General features: G+C 63.5%; 17 protein-coding genes and 2 pseudogenes. 10 read left to right on the top strand and 9 right to left on the bottom strand.

The window, feature by feature from the left end; all coding sequences use genetic code 11:
- The first annotated feature begins 26 nt into the window (after positions 1-26).
- From ACVWYI_RS31500 to ligA, 3 genes are all read left to right on the top strand, one after another.
- The gene (locus ACVWYI_RS31500; RefSeq protein WP_247347720.1) at positions 27-917 is read left to right on the top strand and encodes an outer membrane protein assembly factor BamD; all 891 of its coding nucleotides are present in this window, start codon (positions 27-29) and stop codon (positions 915-917) included.
- Between the two features lie 13 nt (positions 918-930).
- Entirely contained in the window at positions 931-2,604 is a 1,674-nt protein-coding gene (gene recN / locus ACVWYI_RS31495) for a DNA repair protein RecN (protein ID WP_456664105.1), read from the top strand.
- A 112-nt stretch (positions 2,605-2,716) separates the two neighbouring features.
- On the top strand, positions 2,717-4,864 hold the full coding sequence (gene ligA / locus ACVWYI_RS31490; protein ID WP_456664104.1) for an NAD-dependent DNA ligase LigA: 2,148 nt from the start codon (positions 2,717-2,719) through the stop codon (positions 4,862-4,864).
- Between the two features lie 111 nt (positions 4,865-4,975).
- On the opposite strand, the gene ACVWYI_RS31485 is transcribed toward ligA, so the two are convergent.
- Complete coding sequence (locus ACVWYI_RS31485) at positions 4,976-6,250, bottom strand: multidrug effflux MFS transporter (protein WP_456664103.1); 1,275 nt, start codon at positions 6,248-6,250, stop codon at positions 4,976-4,978.
- A gap of 213 nt (positions 6,251-6,463) precedes the next feature.
- On the bottom strand, positions 6,464-8,293 hold the full coding sequence (locus ACVWYI_RS31480; RefSeq protein WP_456664102.1) for an aminopeptidase P family protein: 1,830 nt from the start codon (positions 8,291-8,293) through the stop codon (positions 6,464-6,466).
- A 187-nt stretch (positions 8,294-8,480) separates the two neighbouring features.
- Between ACVWYI_RS31480 and ACVWYI_RS31475 the strand changes: the two genes are divergently transcribed.
- Positions 8,481-8,654: a hypothetical protein gene (locus tag ACVWYI_RS31475; protein WP_456664101.1), complete on the top strand. Its 174-nt coding sequence runs from the start codon at positions 8,481-8,483 to the stop codon at positions 8,652-8,654.
- A 29-nt stretch (positions 8,655-8,683) separates the two neighbouring features.
- Here the strand turns inward: ACVWYI_RS31475 and ACVWYI_RS31470 are convergent.
- A pseudogene (locus ACVWYI_RS31470) lies at positions 8,684-9,572 on the bottom strand (50S ribosomal protein L11 methyltransferase).
- A 165-nt stretch (positions 9,573-9,737) separates the two neighbouring features.
- Here ACVWYI_RS31470 and ACVWYI_RS31465 point away from each other — a divergent pair.
- Positions 9,738-9,893, top strand: coding sequence for a Flp family type IVb pilin (locus ACVWYI_RS31465; RefSeq protein ID WP_456649783.1), 156 nt, complete (start codon positions 9,738-9,740; stop codon positions 9,891-9,893).
- 714 nt (positions 9,894-10,607) lie between these two features.
- On the opposite strand, the gene ACVWYI_RS31460 is transcribed toward ACVWYI_RS31465, so the two are convergent.
- From ACVWYI_RS31460 to ACVWYI_RS31450, 3 genes are read right to left on the bottom strand one after another with little or no spacing between them, the layout of a single operon-like run.
- Positions 10,608-11,126, bottom strand: a complete 519-nt coding sequence (locus ACVWYI_RS31460; protein WP_456664100.1) for a hypothetical protein — start codon at positions 11,124-11,126, stop codon at positions 10,608-10,610.
- A gap of 9 nt (positions 11,127-11,135) precedes the next feature.
- Positions 11,136-12,284, bottom strand: coding sequence for an ImmA/IrrE family metallo-endopeptidase (locus tag ACVWYI_RS31455; protein ID WP_456664099.1), 1,149 nt, complete (start codon positions 12,282-12,284; stop codon positions 11,136-11,138).
- A complete protein-coding gene (locus tag ACVWYI_RS31450; protein WP_456664098.1) occupies positions 12,284-12,580 on the bottom strand; it encodes a type II toxin-antitoxin system RelE/ParE family toxin in 297 nt (98 codons plus the stop codon). The genes ACVWYI_RS31455 and ACVWYI_RS31450 overlap by 1 nt, the downstream gene beginning before the upstream one ends.
- 107 nt (positions 12,581-12,687) lie before the next feature.
- On the opposite strand from ACVWYI_RS31450, the gene ACVWYI_RS31445 reads away from it, so the two are divergent.
- Positions 12,688-13,575: an IS1 family transposase gene (locus tag ACVWYI_RS31445; protein WP_456664097.1), complete on the top strand. Its 888-nt coding sequence runs from the start codon at positions 12,688-12,690 to the stop codon at positions 13,573-13,575.
- 46 nt (positions 13,576-13,621) lie between these two features.
- On the opposite strand, the gene ACVWYI_RS31440 is transcribed toward ACVWYI_RS31445, so the two are convergent.
- Positions 13,622-15,253: a phytoene desaturase family protein gene (locus tag ACVWYI_RS31440; protein WP_456664096.1), complete on the bottom strand. Its 1,632-nt coding sequence runs from the start codon at positions 15,251-15,253 to the stop codon at positions 13,622-13,624.
- Between the two features lie 211 nt (positions 15,254-15,464).
- Between ACVWYI_RS31440 and ACVWYI_RS31435 the strand changes: the two genes are divergently transcribed.
- Positions 15,465-17,744, top strand: coding sequence for a spermidine synthase (locus ACVWYI_RS31435; protein WP_456664095.1), 2,280 nt, complete (start codon positions 15,465-15,467; stop codon positions 17,742-17,744).
- Between the two features lie 9 nt (positions 17,745-17,753).
- On the opposite strand, the pseudogene ACVWYI_RS31430 reads toward ACVWYI_RS31435, so the two are convergent.
- Positions 17,754-18,762: pseudogene (locus ACVWYI_RS31430) on the bottom strand (glycerophosphodiester phosphodiesterase).
- Between the two features lie 160 nt (positions 18,763-18,922).
- On the opposite strand from ACVWYI_RS31430, the gene ACVWYI_RS31425 reads away from it, so the two are divergent.
- The 3 genes from ACVWYI_RS31425 to ACVWYI_RS31415 all read left to right on the top strand — a co-directional run bounded on the left by ACVWYI_RS31425 (position 18,923) and on the right by ACVWYI_RS31415 (position 22,300).
- A complete protein-coding gene (locus tag ACVWYI_RS31425; RefSeq protein WP_456664094.1) occupies positions 18,923-19,882 on the top strand; it encodes an acyl-CoA desaturase in 960 nt (319 codons plus the stop codon).
- Positions 19,883-20,025: 143 nt separating this feature from the next.
- Complete coding sequence (locus ACVWYI_RS31420) at positions 20,026-21,312, top strand: MBOAT family O-acyltransferase (RefSeq protein ID WP_456664093.1); 1,287 nt, start codon at positions 20,026-20,028, stop codon at positions 21,310-21,312.
- Positions 21,287-22,300, top strand: coding sequence for a hypothetical protein (locus ACVWYI_RS31415; protein WP_247442503.1), 1,014 nt, complete (start codon positions 21,287-21,289; stop codon positions 22,298-22,300). Before ACVWYI_RS31420 ends, ACVWYI_RS31415 begins: the two co-directional genes overlap by 26 nt.
- On the opposite strand, the gene ACVWYI_RS31410 is transcribed toward ACVWYI_RS31415, so the two are convergent.
- Positions 22,209-24,008, bottom strand: coding sequence for a fatty acyl-AMP ligase (locus ACVWYI_RS31410; protein ID WP_456664092.1), 1,800 nt, complete (start codon positions 24,006-24,008; stop codon positions 22,209-22,211). The two genes, ACVWYI_RS31415 and ACVWYI_RS31410, sit on opposite strands and share 92 nt — an antisense overlap.
- Positions 24,009-24,021 lie beyond the last annotated feature (13 nt).

Raw genomic sequence — 24,021 nt, 5'->3', positions numbered from 1 at the left:
ACCATAGGGCGTCACGGGCAATACTCATGTCGGCACAGCGTATGACGCGCGGATATCTCCAGGTCTCGTCTCGAGTCCGTGGATCGCTCAAGGCTGCCACCTTCTTCGTACTCGCGCTGCCGCTGGGCGGCTGCGGCACCGGCGCGCTTTGGGACAAGTTCACCGCCAAGGACGACACCTTCGTCGAGGAGCCCGCCGACAAGATCTACAATGAGGGCCTGTACCTCATGAACGAGAAGAAGGACATGAAGGCGGCGAACAAGAAGTTCGAAGAGGTCGACCGCCAGCATCCTTATTCCGACTGGGCCCGCAAATCGCTGCTGATGTCCGCCTATTCGTCCTATCAGGCCGGCGACTATGACAGCTGCATCGGCGCGGCCACCCGCTACGTCACGCTGCATCCCGGCAGCCCGGATGCGGCCTATGCGCAATACCTGATCGCCGCCTCGCATTACGACCAGATCCCGGACATCAGCCGCGACCAGACCCGCACCGAGAAGGCGATCGCCTCGCTGGAAGAGGTGGTGCGCAAATATCCGACATCCGAATATGCGACCTCGGCCAAGGCCAAGATCGAGGGTGCGCGCGACCAGCTCGCCGGCAAGGAAATGAATGTCGGCCGCTACTACGCGCAGAAGCGCGATTACACAGCGGCGATCAACCGCTACAAGGCCGTGGTGACGCAGTACCAGACCACCCGCCATGTGGAGGAGGCGCTGTACCGCCTGACCGAGGCCTATATGGCGATCGGCATCGTCGGCGAGGCCCAGACGGCCGCCGCCGTGCTCGGGCACAATTTTCCTGACAGCCGCTGGTACAAGGACGCCTATAATCTTGTAAAATCCGGTGGTCTCGAACCGAGCGAGAATCAGGGGTCCTGGATTAGCAAGACCTTCAAGAAAATGGGCCTCGGCTAGGAAATAGAATTCCATGCTCGCGCGTCTGTCGATCCGTGACATCGTCCTGATCGAACGGCTCGATATCGAATTCGCAACGGGCCTCGCGGTTTTGACCGGCGAGACCGGTGCGGGCAAATCCATCCTGCTCGATGCCTTTGCGTTGGCGCTCGGCGGCCGCGGCGACGCCGGCCTCGTGCGCCACGGCGCGGAGCAGGGGCAGGTCACTGCCGTGTTCGATATCCCCAAAAATCACCCCGCCGCGAAGATCCTCGCGGAGAACGGGCTGGAGGATACCGGCGAGATGATTCTCCGCCGGGTCCAGTTCGCCGACGGCCGCACCCGCGCTTTCATCAACGACCAGTCGATCAGCGTGCAGACGCTGAAGGCGGTCGGCGCCGCCCTGGTCGAGATCCACGGCCAGCACGACGAGCGCGCCCTGGTCGACGCCGCCACCCACCGCCGCCTGCTCGACGCCTTCGCCGGTCTCGAAAAAGATGTCTCGGCCGTCGAAGCGCTCTGGGATGCACGTCGCACCGCCAACACCGCGCTGGAGGAACATCGCGCCGGCATGGAGCGCGCCGCGCGCGAAGCGGACTACCTCCGCCACGCCTCAGACGAATTGAAGCAGCTCGCGCCCAGGGACGGCGAGGAGACCTCGCTGGCTTCCCGCCGCACGACCATGATGCAGGGCGAGAAGATCGCCTCCGACCTGCGCGAAGCGCAGGAAGCGGTCGGCGGCCACCATTCGCCGGTCGCGACCCTGTCGGCCGCGGTACGCCGGTTGGAGCGCCGCGGCGCCAGTTCGCCAGCACTGGTCGAGCCGGCGGTGAAGGCGATCGACATCGCGATCAACGCGCTGGAAGAGGCCGACCAGCATCTCCAGGCTGCCTTGGCCGCGACGGACTTCGATCCTTCGGAACTCGAACGCATCGAGGAGCGGCTCTTCGCCTTGCGTGCAGCGTCTCGCAAACATTCGACGCCGGTCGACGGGCTTGCCGCGCTTGCCGCCAGATATGCCGCGGAAATCGTGCTGATCGATGCCGGCGCCTCGAGGCTGAAAGAGCTGGAGCAGGCCGCGATCGAAGCCGACGCCCGCTATGCCGCCGCCGCCAAGAAACTGTCGATGGCGCGGCAGAAATCGTCCGAAAAGCTCAACAAGGCCGTCAATGCCGAACTCGCGCCGCTCAAGCTCGAACGCGCAAAGTTCATGACCCAGGTCCAGACCGACGAGGCCACGCCGGGTCCGCAAGGGTTCGACCGCGTCGAGTTCTGGGTGCAGACCAACCCGGGCACCAAGCCAGGGCCGATGATGAAGGTCGCCTCCGGCGGCGAGCTGTCGCGCTTCCTGCTGGCGCTCAAGGTCGTTCTGTCCGACCGCGGCTCGGCGCCGACCCTGGTATTCGATGAGATCGACACCGGCGTCGGAGGCGCGGTCGCGGACGCCATCGGCGGGCGCCTGGCGCGGCTCGCCGGCAAGGTCCAGGTGATGGCCGTCACCCACGCCCCGCAGGTCGCCGCCCGGGCCGACCAGCATTTGCTGATCTCGAAGGACGCGCTGGACAAGGGCAAGCGCGTCGCCACCCGCGTCAATGCTCTGGCCGCCGACCACCGCCGCGAGGAAATCGCCCGCATGCTCGCCGGCGCCGAGATCACCGCCGAGGCGAGGGCTGCCGCCGACCGGCTGCTCAAGGCGGCGACGGCGTAGGCCCCGTGTCCCGGACGCGCGGAAGCGCGAGCCGGGACCCAGAACGTTATGTCCGGGGTACGAAACTGTAACCGCCTTTACCCTCCCGCCCGCTCCGTCGTATCCAAGCACCATGGCCAGAGCAGCAAAATCCAAACCGCTTCCCGATGTCGCCGACCTCACCAAGGCGCAGGCCAAGGTCGAGCACATGCGGCTCGCGCTCGAGATCGAGGGGCATAACGAACGCTACTACCAGGACGACGCGCCTACCGTCACCGATGCCGAGTATGACGCACTACGCCAGCGCTTCAACGCGATCGAGAAGCGCTTTCCGGAATTCGTCAGCGCGGACTCGCCGTCGCAGAAAGTCGGTGCTGCACCGTCAGGCCGCTTCAAGAAGGTGCGGCATGCCGTCCCCATGCTGTCGCTCGACAACGCCTTTGCAGAAGAGGATCTGCGCGACTTCGTCGGCCGGATCGTGCGCTTCCTGAAGCTCGACGACGACAAGATCGATTTCTCCGCCGAGCCGAAGATCGACGGCCTCTCGATGTCGCTGCGCTATGAGGGCGGTGAACTCGTCACCGCGGCGACTCGCGGCGACGGCGCGGTAGGCGAGGACGTCACCGCCAACATCCGCACGCTCGAAGACGTGCCCGAGAGGCTGAAGGGCCGCAACGTCCCCGAAATCTGCGAGGTGCGCGGCGAGGTCTACATGACCAAGAAGGCCTTCCTCGCGCTCAACGAGCGGCAGAAGGCTGAAGGCAGCACCATCTTCGCCAATCCGCGCAACTCGGCCGCGGGCTCGCTCCGGCAGAAGGATCCGACCATCACCGCCTCGCGCCCCCTCGGCTTCTTCGCCTATGCCTGGGGCGAGATGAGCGCGATGCCGGAGGGCACGCAGAGCGGCATGATCCACTGGTTCGAGCGCTGCGGCTTCAAGACCAACCCGCTGACCAGGCTCTGTCACTCCGTCGAGGAGCTGCTCGCTTTCCATCATTCGATCGAGGAGCAGCGCGCGAAACTCGACTACGACATCGACGGCGTCGTCTACAAGGTCGATCGCATCGACTGGCAGGAACGGCTCGGCTTCGTCTCGCGCACGCCGCGCTGGGGCATCGCGCACAAATTCCCGGCCGAGCGCGCCATGACGGTGCTGCGCGACATCGAGATCCAGGTTGGCCGCACCGGCTCGTTCACGCCGGTGGGCAAGCTCGAACCGGTCGGCGTCGGCGGCGTGATCGTGCAGAACGTCACGCTGCACAACGAGGACTACATCAAGGGCATCGGCAACAAGGGCGAGGTGCTGCGCGAGGGCCGCGACATCAGGATCGGCGATACCGTCGTGATCCAGCGCGCCGGCGACGTCATCCCGCAGGTGGTCGACGTCGTCCTAGATAAGCGGCCGAAGGCTGCCAAGGAATTCCAGTTTCCGAAGAAGTGCCCCTGCCCGTTGCACACCGATGTCACGCGCGAGGAGACGGCGGCGGGAGAGGAGGGCTCACGCGCTCGCTGCACCGGCGAGTTCGCCTGCCCCTATCAGAAGATCGAGCATCTGAAGCTGTTCGTGTCGCGCCGCGCCTTCGACATCGACGGTCTTGGCGAGAAGCAGCTCCAGTACTTCTTCGACGAGGGCTTTGTGAAGGAGCCGGCCGACATCTTCACGCTGGAAAAACGCAACGCAAAACTCAAGCTGGAAGACATCGAGGGTTACGGCGAAACCTCGGTGCGAAATCTGTTTGGCGCGATCGAGAGCCGTCGGAAGATTGCACTGGAGCGCTTTATCTACGCGCTCGGCATGCGCCATATCGGCGAGACCACAGGGCTGGCGCTGGCGCGCGGCTACGGCTCCTGGGACGCTTTCCACGATGCCAGCCTCAAGGTCGCCAAGGGCGACGAGGAGGCGATGGCCGAGATGGATGCGCTCGACCAGATCGGAGAGACCGTGATCAAGAGCATCGCGGATTATTTCGGCGAGAGCCACAATCGCGGCATCGTCGAGCGGCTCACCAAGGAGGTCGAGATCATCGACGCCGAGAAGCCGAAGAGCAACTCCGCCGTCGCCGGCAAGACCGTGGTGTTCACGGGCTCGCTGGAGAAGATGACACGCGACGAGGCCAAAGCCACCGCTGAGCGGTTAGGTGCAAAGGTGTCCGGATCGGTGTCCAAGAAAACCGATTTCGTCGTCGCCGGCCCCGGAGCGGGTTCGAAGCTCGCGGAAGCCAACAAGCATGGTGTCAAGGTGCTGACCGAGGACGAGTGGTTGACGCTGATCGGGGAGTGAGGTTTTCTTTCGTCATTGCGAGCGAAGCGAAGCAATCCAGACTGTCAACGCGGAAAGATTCTGGATTGCTTCGCTTCGCTCGCAATGACGGGGAGGCGGCATACCGCCCCCTCACATCATCCCGCTCTCTTCCTCCTCCGCCTGCTCGATCAAGGTCTCGCTCACCACCACCTCGCGGCGGGGGACGAGGAAGATCATCGTGCAGGCGCAGAGCAGAGAGATTGCCAGCACGGCGGAAGTGAGCGGCAGCGTGGTCGCGGAATGGCCGCCGAGATAGGCGCCGAACTGCGACATCAGCGCGCCGATGCCTTGCTGGAGGAAGCCCATCGCGCCTGATGCGGTACCCGCGGCCTCCGGGCGGATGCTGATCGCGCCCGCGGCCGAGTTCGCCATCACGAAGGCATTGCCGGCCATCACGATCATCTGCGTGCCGAACAGCCATGCCGGCGCCTCGTTCCAGCCTGTGAAGCTCCAGAGCAGGTTCAAAAGGCTGCCGCAAAGCTGGAGCGCGAGGCCGAACCAGATCAACTTCTCCAGCGAATGCCTGGGCGCGAAGCGCACGCAGAGCAGATTGCCGACGAGATACGCAAAGCCCGTCGTTGCAAACCACGCGCCGTATTCGGCGCTGGTCCTGCCCATCTGCGTCACCACGATGTAGGGACCGCCGCCGGCGAAGGTGAAGATGATCTGCGAGGCCAGCACCTGGCACATCACGTAGCCGACGAAGGCGCGGTTGCGAATGAGAATGCCGACGTCGCCGCGAAACCCCCCGCTGGCGGCGCGGGTGCGGCGCGTCTCCGGGAGCGCGACCGCGATGCCGACGGCGACAATGATCGCGGCGATGGTGATGACGTAGAAGATCGCGCGCCAGCCGAATGCGGTCTCGATCAGGCCGCCGGTGAGCGGGGAGACCATCTGTCCGATCATCAGCGCCGCGACCACGAGGCTGATCATCGAGGCGACGCGGTCGCGCGCGTAGATGTCGCGGATGATGGCGCGGCTCACCACCATGCCGGCGGCGCCGCCCAGCGCCTGGAAGAAGCGCGCGGCGATCAGCTGCGGCAGGGTTTCCGCGAAGATGCAGGCGATGCTGGCGACCACCATCAGCGCCAGTCCTCCGAGCAGCACCGGGCGCCGCCCGAACCGGTCCGACAGCGGGCCCATGATGAGTTGCGACAGCGCGATGCCGACCATGTAGAGCGACACCGTCATCTGCGCGACCGAGATGTCGCTGCCAAATGTTGTCGCCAGCACCGGCAGCGCCGGAACCAGCATATAGAGCGAGATCGGCGCGATCCCGGTCATGACGACGAGCAGCAGCAACACCAGGCGCGAGGTCGCGATGTTCTTCGCCGTTTCCGGCGGCTTGCTGATCATGCCGTGCATGCGTGTCCGTCTCGTGGAAATTCGAATCGGACTGTAGCGTGCTCGCGCAAGACGGATATCGGCGTTTCGGAATGCGGCTATACGAATTCCGGGACGGTTATGATAAGAGCGCGATGGCGACGAATTGGGCGCGGTTCGCGCCAGAATGAGAGTCCGTTGCGAAAGCAGCCTTGCGCAAATCGCGTGGTGCCATGCGGCTTCGGGACGGCGTGCTTACGCCTTTAGTTCCGCCGTCGCTTGATCGAGCCAGGCCTTGGTCGCCTCGTCCAGCGCCGGCCGGACCTCGGCCCTCACACGCGCGTGGTAGGCATTGAGCCAGTCGAGCTCGTCCTTGCCCAGCATCGCCACATCGATCAGCCGGCGGTCGATCGGCGCCAGGGTCAGAGTCTCGAACGCGTTCATCGATTTCTCCGCGCCCTTGATGTCGGCTTCGACCACCAGTTCGAGGTTCTCGATGCGGATGCCGAAACCGTCGGTCTTGTAGTAGCCGGGCTCGTTGGACAGGATCATGCCGCGCTTCAGCGGTGTGGTGCCGAGCTTCGAAATCCTCGCCGGTCCTTCGTGCACCGAGAGATAGCTGCCGACGCCGTGGCCGGTGCCATGCTCGAAATCGACGCCGGCGGCCCAGAGATATTGTCGCGCGAGTGTGTCGAGCTGCGCGCCGGTGGTGCCGTCGGGAAAGATCGCGCGTGCGATCGCGATGTGTCCGCGCAGCACGCGCGTGAAGCGGTCGCGCATCTCGCCGGTGGGGTCGCCGACCGCCATGGTGCGGGTGACGTCGGTGGTGCCGTCTTCATATTGCGCGCCGGAATCGATCAGCAGGAGATCGCCGGGGACGATCCGCCGGTTGCTTTTGCGGGTGACGCGGTAGTGCACGATGGCACCGTTCGGGCCCGTGCCTGATATGGTCGGGAATGACACGTCCTTCAGCGCGCCGGTGTCGCGGCGGAATGTTTCCAGCGCCTCGACCGCGTCGATCTCGGTGAGCTTGCCGCTTGCCGCCTCGCGGTCGATGAAGGCGAGGAAGCGCGCCAGCGCCACGGCGTCGCGCCGGTGCGCGGTCTGCGTGCCCTTGATCTCTGTCGCGTTCTTGACCGCCTTGAGCAGCGCAATCGGATCGCTGCCGCGCACCGGCTTGCCGCCGGCGCCCGTGATCAGCCGGCTGAGGGCGTCGGCCGCAGTCGCATTGTCGAGTGCGATCGATGCACCGCTCTTGGCGAGCGCCATTAGCGTCGGCGCCATCGCGTCGGGCTCGCGCACGTCGGCGGACTGCTCGAGATGGTCGCGGGTCAGATTGGAGAGCTTGCGGTGGTCGATGAAGATGGTCGGCCGTCCGTCCTTCGGCACCAGCGCATAGGACAGCGGCAGCGGCGTATGCGCGACGTCGGCGCCGCGGATGTTGAAGGTCCAGGCCACGGCATGGCTGTCGGACAGCACCAGCGCCTCGGCGCCGAGCTTGCCGATCTCACTCCTGATCTGCGTCAGCTTCTCGGCTTCAGTAACGCCGGCATGTTGCATCCCGTGTACCGCGACCGGCGCAATCGGCGGCTGCGGCCGGTCCTGCCAGATCGCATCGACCGGATTGCTGTCGACGGCGACCAGCTCGGCGCCGGCCTTGGCGCAGGCGGCGGACAAACGCTCGGCTGCCGCAAAAGTGTGCAGCCACGGATCAAATCCGAGGCGGTCACCTGCCTTCAGGTGTGCCGATACCCAGCTTTCCGGCGGCGGATCGATCAGGGATTCCACGGCCCAGGCCCTTGGATCGACCTGCTTGGCCGCCTGGATCGTGTAGCGGCCATCGACGAACAATGCGGCCTCGTGCGTCAGCGCCACCGCCAAGCCCGCTGAGCCCGTAAAACCGGTCAGCCAGGCCAGACGCTCTTCCGAGGGCGGCACATACTCATTTTGCTGCTGATCGGCGCGCGGGATCACGAAGCCGGTCAGCTTGCGGCGGGCGAGCTCTTCACGGAGCATGGCCAGCCGGGCCGTCAATGCGACGCCGGCCTCGGGCTCCTCGAATGTCTGGAAATGCGCTTCGAACATGGTGGATCACTTTAGGATCATGACGATCAGTCCGCAATGTAGACGCATTCGAGGCCGCATCTGGCATGGACTGTGCTTGAACAAGTTCCATTCGAATTGGATGGAGTACGGGATGCAGCAGTGCGCTTCGTCCGGATAACAGGGAAATTCGAGCAAGTGGTTCATCTCAACGGCGAGGGGACACACGATGCCAGCGTTCACGTTTGAGAAGATTCCGCCGCCGGTGCGCCGCGCCCCGACTGCGGCGACACCGAAGAAGCCGCGCGGCCTCCTTAGCCAGATGATCAATCGATTCGCCGAACGCCGCGCAAAGCGGGCGTTGCGCGCATCGACGCGCAGTGACGAGAAGCCTGCGAAGTAGCGCAGCGTCGAACGCAGCGCTAACCCACCCTACGAAAGCTTCCGCAGCAACAGGCTGCTCCACCCTTCGATCCGCAAATGCTTCAACGGCACGAGGCCGCGCGCGCGGTAGGCGGCGATCACGGCGGGGGCTTGGGGTGTCAACAGGCCGGAGAGGATGACGCGTCCGCCGGGCGCGAGGTGGCCCGTCATCGGGCCCGCCAATTGCCGTAACGGGTTGGCAAGGATGTTGGCCAGCACCAGGTCGAACGGGCCGTATCTGCCAAAATCAGGCGCGGCGAAGCCGGTGGCGCAGATCAGCCGCACGTGGTGACCAACCTCATTCAAGGAGGCGTTCTCGGCTGCTACCCTTACCGAGGCCGCGGTCGATGTCGGAGGCCAGCACGGCGCGATGCAGCGCCTTCGCCGCCGCTATTCCCAGCACGCCGGTCCCGGTGCCGAGGTCGAGCAGGTTCCTTGGTCGGGAACTCTTGAGGACATGGTCAAGCAACAGTAAACAGCCGCGCGTTGTGCCGTGATGGCCGGTGCCGAAGGCGAGGGCCGCCTCGATCTCGATGGCGAGCTTGTTTGGCGTCACGCGGTCGCGGTCGTGGCTGCCGTGAACGACGAAGCGCCCGGCCGGCACCGGGACGAGATCTTCCAGGCTCGCCTTGACCCAGTCCTTGGCCTCGATCGTGTCGAAGGCGAGCGTTGCCGCGAACTCGTTTCCTGCTGAGGTTGCAACGAGTTCGCGCAGCCATGCCTGGTCCGGCGCGTCTGCGAAATGCAGCGCGACGTCCCATTGTCCGTTCGGCTGCTCGAAGGCGGCGACCGCCGCATCGCCCTCGAAAAACACCTCGTTGAGCACGTCCACAACACGCTTGGCGGCGATCTCGCTGCCGATCGAAAAGCTGGCGCGATGGGTGGGGGAGGGCTGCATCCCTAGGGTTCCGTCCGGTTCAATTTTTGGAACTTTTGTTCCCAATTTTTCGCACAACTTGCAATCTTGGGGTTAACCCGACCGCAGGTTGTGCTCCGTATACTTCCGGATGTTGGGGCCAACCAACACAGCTTGAAAAGGAGATGGAGGCGAAACTTGAAGCGCATGATTTTGAAGTTCTGGTCCGACGATTCGGGTGCAACCGCAATCGAGTACGGCCTGATCGCAGCCGGTATCGCGCTGGCGATCATCACGGTGGTGAACAGCCTGGGTACTACGATGAACGAGAAGTTCACTTCGATTAGCACCTCCTTGAAGTAATTTCCGCCTCCCATTTTTCAGCGGCGTTACTTTTTCATAAGACTGTTTTCGACCAGCGCCCGTCGGGGTATTGCCCCTGGCGGGCGAAGTCGTTTTGGGGACTGGGTTTCGAAGGAGATGCCCACCGGCTATCCGCTCGTTCTCCGGACATTGTCCACGGCCTTATCCGGTACTCATCCCCAGATTTTCCACCGACTTGTGCCCGGCTTGGCCCGGCGGGCCGAGACGGGCAACCCACCGCCCTTTCGCTAGTGTCTCAGTTTGAAATCAAGGGCTTTCTGCTGCTCGCTGTGTTGGCGAGCTAAGGTAGATGTAAGCGAAATTGAACAAGAGCAGAATGAAGGCGACGATACCTGACCACCGATCTATATCGGTCATTTCCCTGACGTAAAGCAGCCCATACGTAATAAAGGCCAGCACCGCCGATGTTGCGCAGAGCAACACATAACGTAGCAACACCATATACCCACCTCCCTTGCGAAGCTTACCGCTAGCTTTTCTTCCAACGGGCGGTAGCGGCGGCTCTGGCTATTTCGGAACGCTCCTGAGGGCTCAGCACCCGGGCGCGGGCCTTGGCGCCCTTGCGCCCACCCTTGGCGCGGTTGGGAGCCTTGCCGGTAGGTTCCTCGATCTCGCCCGTGGCAATGCGGCCGACCATGATTGCGGCCCCTATAACGTCGCCCGGACGCTTTTCGCCCTTGGGTCCTCGCGCCATTAAGCCGCCTCGTCCTGGTCGTCCTCGTCGTCGTCCTTGTCGCGATTCAATAGATCAGCGGCGCGCCGCTCTGCAACATCTTCCGCGAAGTCCAACCAGAAGTTCAATTGCGGTTCGTCTGGGAACGTCTTGTTCATGTGTTCGACATCGCAGACGGCTCGGTAAACGTCGCTTGCAACCGCATCCCGCCGTTGACGGGTCGCCTTCTGACGAAGGTTCGGCGTTCCACCGCTATCCGTATCGAACACCATACGGTACTGGCGTCCGCTCTCGTCCATTAGAATCAGGCTCTGTTTCGCGCGATAGGAAAAGCCCGCATCATCCATGCGGGTAGCCTGCCTCAACACCCGCCCGATGGCTCTGCGGAAGATTTTGCGAATGTCTTGCGGGCCGGGTGCGAGCTTTTTAGTCTCCAAGGCCCAGACAAGAAAGTCGTCTGGATTGTTGGCTGGTTCGCCAGTGAATGCCTCGTACTCATTCCACGCATCGAATAACTGCTGATCAAAATTACTAGCCATTCTGGCCTCCTAGAGTCCGGTTGGGAATTTTCGGTCCCAACCATCAATGAATTCCCAATCCATCAGGTAGTCTCGAATGCTGGTTTGATATTTGCGCAGCCATGCATAGTTTTGACGCCTATGCTGGATTTGCCCGACCACGATGGCCGGATGAATTTCAAGCCTTGCGGCAAATCCAATGACATCCTGTTCTGAGATGTATTGGCCTTTCCTCGCGAGGAACGAATGTAACTGCGCCTTTGGGATACAAAACTCAGCCGCCGCATCATTTGCCCTGACCTCCTCCTTCGGCTTGTCTGTTGCCCCCGCAACATCGGAGGCGTCTAGCTCATCGACTGGCGCGAAAGTTTCCTCCCTGCCGTCACCTTGTAGAACGTGTTCAATTTCATGGCGAAGAACGAAAGCGAAGTTATCCAATCGGTCAAGACGGGTGGTCATTCCGATAGCTGGCTGACCGTCAATCCATACGCACACGCCATCAATCTTTGACTTAGACAGCGCCTCAACCAGCGAGAAGCGAACGCCGCACGCTCGAAGAATTTCAGGAATGCGAATCAAATCCTCCTTATCGAGAAGGTGCGCTCTAATGCGTCCGAGATTCTTCCTAAGGTTCTCCTCGGAGTACGGAGGAGCTTCTTGCATTTTCGCAATTGTCATCACCCGATGCAGCCATGCATACTGGATTGCCGTCGGCTCACCATACGCGCTGCTTTTCTTAGAAGCGTGCGCGGGCACGCCGCCCGACCCAATGAAGGGGATATCCTCTACTCGATTCTTATTGAAAAACCGGAGCATCTGAACATCAAGTAGGCTAGGCTCGGTCTCCTCGATCCATCCGCGATTTATCATTTCCCGGACTGGAAACCATGCGGCCCAAGCCGCGCGAGTTCTCACCCCTGGATCGACCGGCTTGACCCGATTAAGCTCGTAAAGCTTCTGCAAGTTTGCAAAAAACTCTGCGGGCATGTCGAAGGCATCGCCAAGAGCGGCGGCCAAATCCGGAGTGATGTTGGCCTTGCCATTAAGCAGCGGGTTGAGCTGCTGCACCTTCATATCAAGGATGTATGCCAAATCCGTCTGGGACCATCCACGGGCCTCAAGCTCTTCAGCAATGAACGTGCCCGGATGGTCCACGGATGCGATTTTGATCTGTGCCATCAGTGATAATCCTCAATTGCAACTATCGTGACGGTGGGCGGCCTAGTGGTTTCGTCGAGCGAGAACACGATCCAGTATTTTTCATTGACCCGGACTGACCGATAGCCATCACGATCCCCCTTCAGTTTTTCGTAGTGCAGGCTTTTCCAGTTCCTCAGCGCACGATCATCCGGCGCGGAGCGGATGACGGTTAGTTTCCGCCGAGCCGACTTGATGACCGGAACGGGGAGCCGCGTTTGCCCGGCTTCGTCCGTCTCGATCAGCGCAAGTATTGGGTCTGCGAACACAATATCCATCCGAGCCGTATAGCATTGATTCTTATATCGTTCAAGTCGGTTTAATGCAATGGCTTAAACTGAACTATGTGCTTGACAATGACGAAATATTTCGGGTTGGATGGGGCATGAACAAGCTCCCGGCCCAGACCCGCGTTCAAATCCTCCAGATGCTCTGCGAGGGGTCGTCCATGCGGTCGATCTCGCGAGTAACGGGCGTCTCAATCAATACCGTCTCTAAGCTTCTGATTGACGCCGGGCTGGCTTGTGCGCGCTTCCTCGACGTTACGGTGCGCGGCGTAACCGCCAAGGCCGTCCAGTGCGATGAGATTTGGTCGTTCAGCTACGCCAAGCAGAAGAACGTCAAGTTCGCCAAGGCCGCCCCTGAGGGCGCTGGCGACGTCTGGACGTGGACGGCGCTGGACGCCGACTCCAAACTGATCGTGTCATGGCACGTTGGCGACCGCAGCCAGCACACCGGTATTGCCTTCATGGGGGATTTGAAGGCCCGCCTTGCCAACCGCGTCCAGTTCACCACGGACGGCCACAAGGCCTATCTCAAGGCCGTGGCAGAGGTCGATTTTGACGCGGACTATGCGATGTTGAACAAGATTTTCGCGACCGACTATGCTGACGCTGGCCGCTACAGCCTGCCCAAGTGCATCGGCGCGGTTAAGCCCCCGATCATGGGCAACCCGGACCCAGACCTCATCAATACGTCCTTTATCGAGCGCCAGAACCTCACCATGCGCATGTCAATGCGCCGGTTCACCCGTCCGACTAATGCGTTCAGCAAGAAGTTTGAGAACCACTGCCACGCGCTGGCGCTCTATTTCGTGTTCTACAACTTCTGCCGCGTCCACAAGACGCTTGGCGCTACCCCGGCAATGGCTGCTGGCTTGATCGACCGGGTTATGAAGATGACGGACTTGGTCGCGCTGATCGATGCCGCCAACCCGGTCCCGGCCGTTCGCGGTCGCTACAAGAAGCGCGAAGCCGATGAAATTTCAAACTGAGACACTACCGCCCTTTCACAGCGTTACCAACAGCTTGTCCACAGACCTATCCACGGCTTCCGAACAGCGAGCGGTGATCCCTCAGGATCGCCTGCGCGGCGTTGTGACCGGGGGCCCCGGTGACGCCGCCGCCGGGGTGGGCGCCGGAGCCGCAGTGATAAAGGCCCTTCAGGGGCCCGCGATAATCGGCGTGGCCCAGCATCGGCCGCGCCGAGAACAGCTGGTTCAGCGTCAGCGCGCCGTGGAATATGTCGCCTCCCAACAAGCCGAACTGCCGTTCAAGGTCGAGCGGTGACAGGATCTGGCGGCCGAGCACGCTTGTCGCAAAACCCGGCGCGTATTTGTCCACCGTCGCGATCATGAGGTCGGCCACCTCGTCGCGATGGTCGTCCCACGACTTTCCATCGGGAAGCTCCGGCGCGACATGCTGGCAGAACAGGCTCGCGACATGTTGCCCTGCGGGCGCGAGCGTGTCGTCGAGCGTCGAGGGGATCAGCATTTCCACGACAGGCTCTCGGCTCCAGCCGTGCGCGCGGGCATCGAGAAAGGCGCGGTCCATGTAGCCGAGGCTCGGAGCCAGGATGATACCCGAGGTGAGATGATCGCCGTCGCCGGGCAGCACCGTGAAGGAGGGCAGACGGTCCAGCGCCACGTTCATGCGGAAGGTACCGGAGCCGTTCTTCCAGTGCCGGATGCGGTCGAGGAAGTTTTGGGGCAGGGCATCGGCGGCGATCAGCCGCGTATAGAGCAGCTTCGGATTGACGCTGGCCGCGACATATTTCGCGCGGATGGTCGTCCCGTTCTCCAGCGCCACGCCGACCGCGCGGTCGCGCTCGACGATGACCTCGCGCACGCCCGCATCGGTGTCGATCACAACGCCGCGGTCGCGCGCGGCGCGCGCCATGGCTTGCGTGATCGCGCCCATGCCGCCGATGGCGTGGCCCCAGACACCCTTCTTGCCGTTCACCTCGCCGAAGGCGTGATGCAGCATCACATAGGCCGAGCCCGCGGCGTAGGGGCTGGCGTAGTTGCCGACAATGGCGTCGAAGCCGAACAGCGCCTTGACCAGATCGTGCTCGAAACGTTCGTCCAGCATCTCGCCGGCCGAGCGGGTGAAGAGATCGAGCAGATTGCGGCTCTGCTCCAGCGACAGCCCACGCAGGATGTTGGCGCTCTGGAATGCATTCACGGCCTCGCGGATCGCAGGCGCGCCGAAACCGTCGAGCATGTTGGGCGGCGCGCGCAGCACGAATTGCCTGAGCACGTCGGCGATATCCTCCAACTCGCGCGAAAATCCGTCGAGCGCGTTTGCGTCATGGGCGCTCAGCCGTGCGACGGACGCCTTCGTCCGTCCTTCGCCAGTGAGGAGATAACTGCCGTCGGGCGCGGGCAGGAAATTCTGCGCGCGCCGCTCGACGACCCGCAGGCCCTGCTCGGCCAGCTTGAGGTCACGGGTCACCTGCGGATTGAGCAGGCTCACGGTGTAGGCCGCGACCGAATTGCGGAAGCCCGGATGAAACTCCTCCGTGACCGCGGCCCCGCCGACCACCTTGCGGCGCTCGACCACGTGCACGCGCAAGCCGGCCATCGCGAGATAGGCCGCGCAGGTCAGGCCGTTATGGCCAGCGCCGATGATGATGACGTCGGTTTCGATCATGAAGGAGTCAAGCTGTTCCACATTCATTCCGGGACGGTCTGAACGACCAGGTTCGGAATGACATCTGTATATCAAGCATTCTCCGCTGCAACATCACGAGACCCTTTATTGCCCGTTCAGGCGCCGTGTGCTCCATTGCGCGCGTCCGGCGCCCGCCGGAGGAGTAATCCGACGCGTTTTCGCGCGCGAACCGGTGCCCATTTCGCTGGAAAACGTTCTTGCTGGAGCTTCCATGGATTCGATCGTGCAACCCGCCGCCACGGAGCAGCCGTCCTCGTCACGCAACCGGCTGCTGCTGACGGTCTACACCGCCGCGATCTTCGTCAGCGCGCTACTGCTGTTCTCGGTGCAGCCGCTGTTCACGAAAATGGTGCTGCCGCGGCTCGGCGGCTCGCCGGCGGTGTGGTCGGTGGCGATGGTGTTCTTCCAGTCGCTGCTGCTGGCGGGCTACGCCTATGCGCATTTGTTGATGCAGGTGAGGAACCGCATCGTTCCGGTGGTGGTGCATCTCCTGCTGCTGATTACGGCGTTCGTCACGCTGCCGCTCGGCATCGCCTCCGCCTATGGCGATCCGCCTGCTTCGGGCTACGCGATCTGGCTGCTCGGCCTGTTCGTGATCTCGATCGGGTTGCCGTTCTTCGCGCTCGCCGCCAACAATCCGTTGTTGCAGGCCTGGTTCGTCCGCACCGGGCATCCTGCCGGACACGATCCATATTTCCTCTACGCGTCCTCCAACATCGGTAGCTTCCTCGCCCTGCTATCCTATCCGTTCCTGCTGGAGCCGATGTTCACGCTGCACACGCAGAACCGGCTCTGGACCGGCGGTTATGGCATTCTGATCCTCCTGATCGCCGCATGCGGTGTGCTGTTATTGCGCTCGCCGAAGTTGGCAATCGTCAATGCGCGAACCGAGGATCTGAATGCTCCGGCCCCGGGTTTCCTGACGCGGCTGCGCTGGATCTTTCTCGCCGGAGTGCCGTCCGGCCTGCTCATCGCCGTCACCGCGCACATCTCGACCGACGTTGCGGCGGCGCCATTGCTGTGGGTGCTGCCGCTGTCGCTGTACCTCCTGACCTGGGTGGTGGTGTTCCAGTCGCGGCCGCTGCTGCCGCACAAATGGATGCTGATGCTCCAGCCGGTCGCGATCGCGGGCGTTGTCTTCCTGCTGGCGTTCGGCGGCGAACAGAACCTGCTGCTGACGCTTGGCGGCCATCAATTGTGCTTCTTCGTCATCGCCATGGCCTGCCACGGCGAACTGGCGCGGACCCGGCCGGCCGCCAAATATCTCACCGGATTCTACGTCGCGCTGTCGTTCGGCGGCATGGTCGGCGGCTTGTTTGCAGGGCTCGTTGCGCCCTTTACCTTCTCCTGGATCGCCGAATATCCGATCCTGGTTGCGCTTGCCGCGCTGTGCCGGCCGCCCGCGAGCGAGCGGCTGGCGGGCATCGTCAAATGGTACTGGCTGGCGCTGGCCGCGCTCGCCGTCGTGCTCGTTGTGCCGTCCATTACGACGGGGGGGCTGTCGGCCTGGTTCGAGGATCACCGCGTCTGGGTGGCCGGCAGCATCGGCGTGCTCGCCGCGCTGCTGGTCCTGGCGGTCAACGCCGGCCGCTGGAAGATCTTCGCCACCGTCGCGCTCGCGCTGGCACTGATCCGCATTTATCCGGCGGACGAAGGCCGCGTCACCACGGTGCGCAGCTTCTTCGGCGTGCATAAGATCGTGGTGACGCCCGGCGGCTATTTCCACGTCTTGATGCACGGCACCACGATCCACGGCGCCGAGCGCTTCCTCAACAATGACGGCACGCCGGTCACCGGGCGGCCCGAACCGATCACCTATTATCACAAGGACGGCGGCATCGGTCAGGCCGTCAGCGCGATCCGGGAACGCAAGGGCGCGCCGCTGAAGGTCGCCGCGATCGGCGTCGGATCGGGCACGCTCGCCTGCGCCGCCGAGCCCGGCGAGAGCTGGACATTCTTCGAGATCGACCAGTCCATGGTCGATGCCGCCCGTGATCCGAAGAATTTCCGCTATATCTCGAGCTGCCTGCCGGATTTGAAGCCGGTGATCGGCGATGCCCGCCTCACCTTCGCGAAGGAGCCCGACGGCGCCTACGATCTCATTATCGTCGATGCCTATTCGTCGGATGCCATCCCGATCCATCTTGCGACCGAAGAGGCGATGAAGATCTACAAGGACAAGCTCGCTCCGCACGGCGCCGTGGTGATGCACGTCTCCAACCGGCACCTCGATCTCGAGACCGTCGTGGTCGGCATCGCCGACGCCAACGATCTCAAGAGCTGGGTCTACAACGAGGATTCCGGCCGCGATGGTGACTACATCTTCTCGACCGACGTCGTCATCTCCGCCCGCGAGGAGGAAGATGTCGGCAGGCTCGCATCGTCGAAAGTTTGGGAGCAGACCGAAGCTGACGACAGGGTGCGGGTCTGGACCGACGATTACTCCAATATTCTGGGCGCGCTGTATCGGCGTTTGCGGGACGGGGAGTAGGGGCCCCTTCTACGGCTCCACCGGTGTCCCCGCGGGCAACGCAATTCCCTTCTCGCCTGCGACCTGTCGCAGCAGGTCGGGCCTGTCGGAGATGATGCCGTCGACGCCGATCTCGATCATGCGCGCCATGTCTTCGGGCTTGTTGACGGTCCAGACCACGACGCGCAGCCCGAGGCCGTGCGCCTCCGAGACGAGCGCCGCGGTCACATCGCCGAAATAGGGCGACCAGATCGCGCCGCCCGCAGCCTTGATCGTTCGCGGCAGCGAGCCAACCGTGGTCGGCCGGGCTGAATCCCGCGGTCCAGTTGGTCGCCTTGTCCAGCGCCACCGTCCGGCCCGAGCCGCGCTGGAGCGTCAGGTACACCGTCGGCATCTTCGGTGCCCGCTGCTGGACGAGCTGCAGAGTTCGCCAGTCGAACGACTGGATCATGACGCGGTCGGAGAATTTTTCGGATTCGATCAGCGCAAGCAGCTTGGTGACGAAAGTTTGCGGATCGAGCGTCTCGTCCGGATGGTTCGGATCGATCTTGGTCTCGATGTTGAACCGCACGCGCGTGTTGCCGGATTTGCGCACCAGCGTGAACAGCTCGCTCAAGGTCGGAATGCGTGTCCCGGGTACGGCGCGCTGGTCGGGGAATTGCTTGGCGTAAGGGCTGTCTGGCCGGATCTGGCCGACGTCGTAGGTCCTGACCTCGGCGAAACGCAATCTTGCGAAAGGCGTGGCGGGCGGGGCGACATAGGTGCCGCTCGCATCCCGCGCCAGATCGGGATTGAGCCCGCGCTCATGCGAGACGACGACCTCGCCGTCGGCGGAAATGCCGACGTCGAGCTCCAGCGTGCCCACGCCCATCGACAGCGCATTGGCGAAGGCCGGAAGAGTGTTTTCCGGCAACAGTGCCCGCCCGCCGCGATGGGCCTCGAGGTCAAATCCCGAATCAAATCCCGAATCAAATCCCATGGCCTTTCCCGCAATGAGAAGTAACAGCACGGTCAAGATTGTCGCAGCACGGGATGGCATGGTGGCTCGCAGAACAAGCGGAAAAAGGCCGAATCTGAACGCATTTCGGCGCGGCGCGTCCATTCTATAGGCTTTCGCGCCTGTTGAAACCTTGGGCGGTGGCTTGGGTTGCGCTCGCCCGGCGGGTATGTACTCATGGAAGCTGCCCTGGAATCCCGACGTGCAACAGAAACGCGATCACCGCATTATCCGCAGCCGGCATTTTCATCGGCTGCAGCGGCGGCATTTCATCCTTTTCGACGTTTTGCCCTTGGCCGGCACGCTGGTGGCGCTGGCCCTTCTGTTCTCCCGCCCGATCGGCGCGATGGAGCTCGGCCTGTTCTTCGGCTTCTGGCTGGTCACCGGCCTCGGCCTCACCGTCGGCTATCACCGCCTCTTCACCCACCGCGCCTTCGCGACCTCTACGGCAATGAGCGCGATCCTGACCGTGATGGGATCGATGGCAGGCCGCGGTCCCATGCTGTCCTGGGCGGCAATGCACCGCCGGCATCACGAATTGTCTGATCACGATGGCGATCTGCATTCGCCGCGGCTGCATGGCGACGGCCCGTTCGGCCGCCTGCGCGGCTTCCTGCACGCGCACCTGACCTGGATGATCGCGCACGATTATCCCAACGTCGCGCACTATGTCCCGGATCTGATGGCGGATCGCAGGCTGGTTGCCGTCAACAGCTACTATTACACTTGGGTCGGTCTCGGCTTGGTGCTGCCGGCCGCGATCGGCGGCCTTGCCACCATGAGCCTGTGGGGCGCGCTGACCGGCTTGCTCTGGGGCGGCGTGGTGCGCATGTTCGTGGTCGAGCAGACCATGTCCGCCATCAACTCCGTCATGCACAGCTTTGGCGCGCAGCCCTTCGTCACCCGTGACGACAGCAGCAGGAATCTCGGCGTGATGGCCTGGCTCGCCTGGGGCGAGGGCTGGCACAACAATCACCATGCCTTTCCGTATTCCGCGGCCTTCGGCCTGCGCTGGTTCGAGTTCGATCCCGGCTTTATCTTCATCCGCGCACTGGAAGCGCTCGGACTAGCCTGGGACGTCAAGGTGCCCAGCGAGGAGAAGATCGCCCGGCGCATGTCGCGGCAGCCGGGCGACGCGACGCCCGACCTGGAAACGGGCTGACATCATCGGCCGGCGCAACGCCGGCGATGGCTCAGCTTTGAACCGATGCTGTTCAACGACTATCCCTTTCTCTTGGTCTTCCTGCCGGCGGCGCTGCTGATCTACCGCCTGGCCGATCCCTATCCGCATTTGCGAGCATCGGCGTGCAGGTCGCGCTGTCGCTCGCCTTCTATGCCTGGGGCAGCCCGTCCTTCATCCTGCTCCTGATCGGCTCGATCGCGATCAATTGGCTTGCCTCGATCGCCTATGGGCGCGTGAAGTGGCCGACGCTGCTGACGCTCGTGATCGTGCTCGATCTCGCGGTGCTGGCGCTGTTCAAATACGCCAACTTCCTTCTCGCCAATCTCGGCCTCGTGCTCGGTACGACGCTGCCGGCGCTCGACATCGGGCTGCCGCTCGGCATCTCCTTCTTCACCTTCCACCACATCATGTATCTGGTCGATCTGAAGCGCGGCAGGGCGCCGCTCTATGCGCTCGACCGCTACGCGCTCTACATCGCCTTCTTCCCGCAGGCGATCGCCGGCCCCCTGGCGCGCTGGTCGGAGGTGATGCATCAGTTCGGCAGGCAGGTCTACGTGCCGGGCTGGCAGCGCCAGTTCTGCGTCGCGACCTGCTTCATTGCGATCGGCCTGTTCGAGAAAGTCGTGATCGCCGACGGCATCGCGCATCTGCTCGATCCCATCTACACCCAGGCAGCGAACGGGCCGCTCCCGAGCGGCGATGCCTGGCTCGCCTTCTGCTTCTCCTTCCAGATCCTGTTCGATTTCTCCGGCTATTCCGACATCGCGATCGGCCTTGGCCTGCTGTTCGGCGTGCAGCTGCCGTACAATTTCAATGCACCGCTGCGCTCGACCAACATCCAGGATTTCTGGCAGCGCTGGCACATCACCCTGATGCTGTTCCTGCGCGACTACGTGTTCTATCCGCTGGTCAATCTGCGCCTGCTGCCGCGGCGCTGGCTTCCCGTCCAGTTTTTCGCCGCGATGATGATCACGATGGCGCTGTGCGGCCTGTGGCACGGCGCGAGTTGGAACTTCGTGCTGTGGGGCGTGCTGCACGGGCTTGCACTGGTCGCCTGCACGCTGTGGCGCCGCTATGGCCCGGATTTGCCGTCATGGCTCGGCTGGGCGCTTACCGTGCTGTTCGTGCTCGCGACCGGCGCGATCTTCCGTGCGGGATCGGTGGAAGCGGCCTGGCATGTGTTTGCCGGACTGGTTTCGCCGCTGCCGCTCGAGCACGGAAAGCATTTGTGGCCGCTGATCGCGGCGCCGCTCTTCGCCTTCCTGCTGCCGGCGAGCCAGGACATCGTGGCGGTGCTCACGCGCCGTCCCAATCCGTGGCTCGCGGGTCTGCTCGGTCTTGGGCTATTCGCATTGCTGCTCCACATGGGTGGTCGGGATCTCCATGACTTCGTCTACTTCAAGTTCTGAGACCGACCCCGGCTGGGGCCGGAGCCTGCTCGCGTGCCTGGGCACGCTGATCGGCGCTGCGCTGCTGGTGCTCGCACTGATGGTGGCGGTCGATCCCTATGACAGCGGCAAGCTCGGCCTGCTCGGCATTGACGGCGTCGACAATCGGCTCACCCAGATCACGGCCGCGAGCCGCGCCAGGAATCCGGATTTCAATGCTGCCATCCTGGGCAATTCGACAGCGCAGATGATCGAGCCGACGGAATTGTCGCGTGCGACCGGCCTGCGGTTCGTGCAGCTCTACATGACCGGTGCTTTTCCCCGCCAGGAGCTTGCGGTGCTGGACTTCTTCCTCCGCAATCACCGGGAGGTCGGCGCACTGGTGATCGTGGCCGACCCCGGCTGGTGCGAGCATGCGCGGGCGAAGGAGGTCGGCGGCGTCCCGTTTCCCGACTGGCTCTATGACAGAAGCGTCGTCACTTACGCTGCACGTCTGATCTCCTGGCAGGCGATCGAGCAGGCTTTTCAGCGGATCAGTATCGGGCTGGGCCGGCGACCACGGATGAACCCCGACGGCTTTGTCAGCTACGAGGACATCTGGCCGCCGGGCCAATTCAAGGAAGTCGGCTGGCCCAGGGATCCGGCGCCGTCCTTGTCCGCCGGGATGCGGGCGACATTTCCCGAGATCGCTGTGCTGGCAGATACCGTCAGGACATTGCCGGCCGATGTGCCCGTCGTGATCATCGTGCCGCCGACCCTCGCAACCACGGTGCCGAAGCCCGGTACGGAAATCGCCCTGGAGCGCAGCGCCTGCGACGCCGCGCTGAAACAGGTGGTCGCGGGCCGGCCGCGCAGCAATTTCATCAGCTATCGCGTCGATAACGATCTCACGCGCGACCGCTCCAATTTTGCCGACTTCATCCACTACCGCGCGATCCTCGCGCGCAAGCTCGAGCAGGGAATCGCAGCGAGCCTGCGCGACGGGGAGGGTGCGAAGATCGATTTCTGAGCCGGCTCAGCCGATCCCCTCGAAGCCACCGTCGAACCAGAGCCTGCGCGCCAGCTTGCGCTGGATCTTGCCGCTGGTGGTCTTCGGCAGCGCGCCGGGACGGATCAGCGCGATGTGGCGCGCGGAGAGCTCGTGGTGGTCGGCGACAGCCTCGCGGATCAGGCCCTTGATCGCGTCGGTGTCGATCGAGTGGCGCGCGGTGCGCTCGATCTCCTGGAACGATGACGAGCGTCTCTTCGCCGCTCTCGTCCTGCACCGAGAACGCCGCGCCGCAGTTTTCGCGCAAAGCTCCGTCGAGCGATTGCACGGTGCGCTCGACGTCCTGCGGATAATGGTTGATGCCGCGGATGATGATGAGGTCCTTGATCCGACCCGTGACGAACAGTTCGCCTGTGACGTCGACGAAGCCGAGGTCGCCTGTGCGCAGCCACGGCCCGCCTTCGCCGGCAATCTGCGCATTGAGCCCCTCGCGCGTCGCCTCGCCGTTGCGCCAATAGGCGCGGGCAATATTGGCGCCATTCACCCATATCTCACCGACGCGGTCGGCGGGCAGGCGTGTGCGGTCGTCCGCGTTCACGATGGCGATCCGCTCGCCGGTGAGTGCGCGCCCGCAGCCGACGGCGACTTGCGTGTCTTCCGCATCGGAAGGCGTCTCCGCCGCGTGCGCCTGAAGCGCCGTGCGGCTCACGCTGCGTGTGACATGACCGCCGCCGCGGTGTCCGCCGGAAATCAGGAGCGTCGCTTCCGCCATGCCGTAGGCGGGATACATCGCGCGCGGATCGAATCCGTGCGGCGCAAATGTCTGGATGAACCGTTCGATGGTTTCCGCATGCACCGGCTCTGCGCCGTTCAGCGCGATCCTGAGCGAGGACAGGTCGATGCCCTCCATCTGATCGGCGCGGAAGCGGCTGACGCAGAGGTCGAAGCCGAAATTCGGGCTGCACGCGACTTCCGCGCGATAGTGCGAGATCGCGCGCAGCCAGCCGAGCGGCCGCTGCATGAACGCGTTCGGCGCCATCAGCACGCAGGTCGCGCCGACATAGAGTGCTTGCAGCGCGTTCAGGATCAGCCCCATGTCGTGATAGAGCGGCACCCAATTGACGTAAGTCGATTGCCGGGTGTTGCCGAGCGCGATCCGGATCATCTCGAGATTGGCGAGCAGATTGGCATGGCTCACCATCACGCCTTTGGGCTCGGAGGTAGAGCCGGAGGTATATTGCAGGAAGGCGGTGTCGTCAGGCGCCGGCTCGGGAAGTTCGAATGTCTCACCGTCGGCCACGGCGAGATCGACCTCGATCCAGCGAATGTTCTCCTGCGCGAAGCGTGCTCTCAGTTCACCACGGAGCGCGATGGCCGAATTGGTCAGGGCCAGCGCCGGCGTGCAATTGGCGAGGATGGCGGCGCTGGCATCGCGCGCGCTGTTTCGCCGCGGCATCATCATCGGCACGGCGATGATGCCGGCCATCAGGCAGCCGAAGAACGCCACCATGAATTCGATGCCCGGCGGAAACACCAGGATGGCGCGGTCGCCGGGCCGTGCGGCCGCGGTCAGGCGCGACGCAAGCGTGGATGCGGAGTCATGCAGCTGGCGGAAGGTGAGCACAGCTTCCTCCGTCCCGCGATCGGAGACGAAGACATAGGCACGGTCGTCGGCCTGCTCCGCCGCACGCCGGGCCAGCAGTGCCACCAGCGAGCGGAAGGTTTCCATGTGGATTGCGCCG

Source organism: Bradyrhizobium sp. LB13.1, assembly GCF_054056815.1.
Note: the sequence above shows the minus strand (reverse complement) of the source record. Positions and strands in the feature narration are given on the sequence as shown.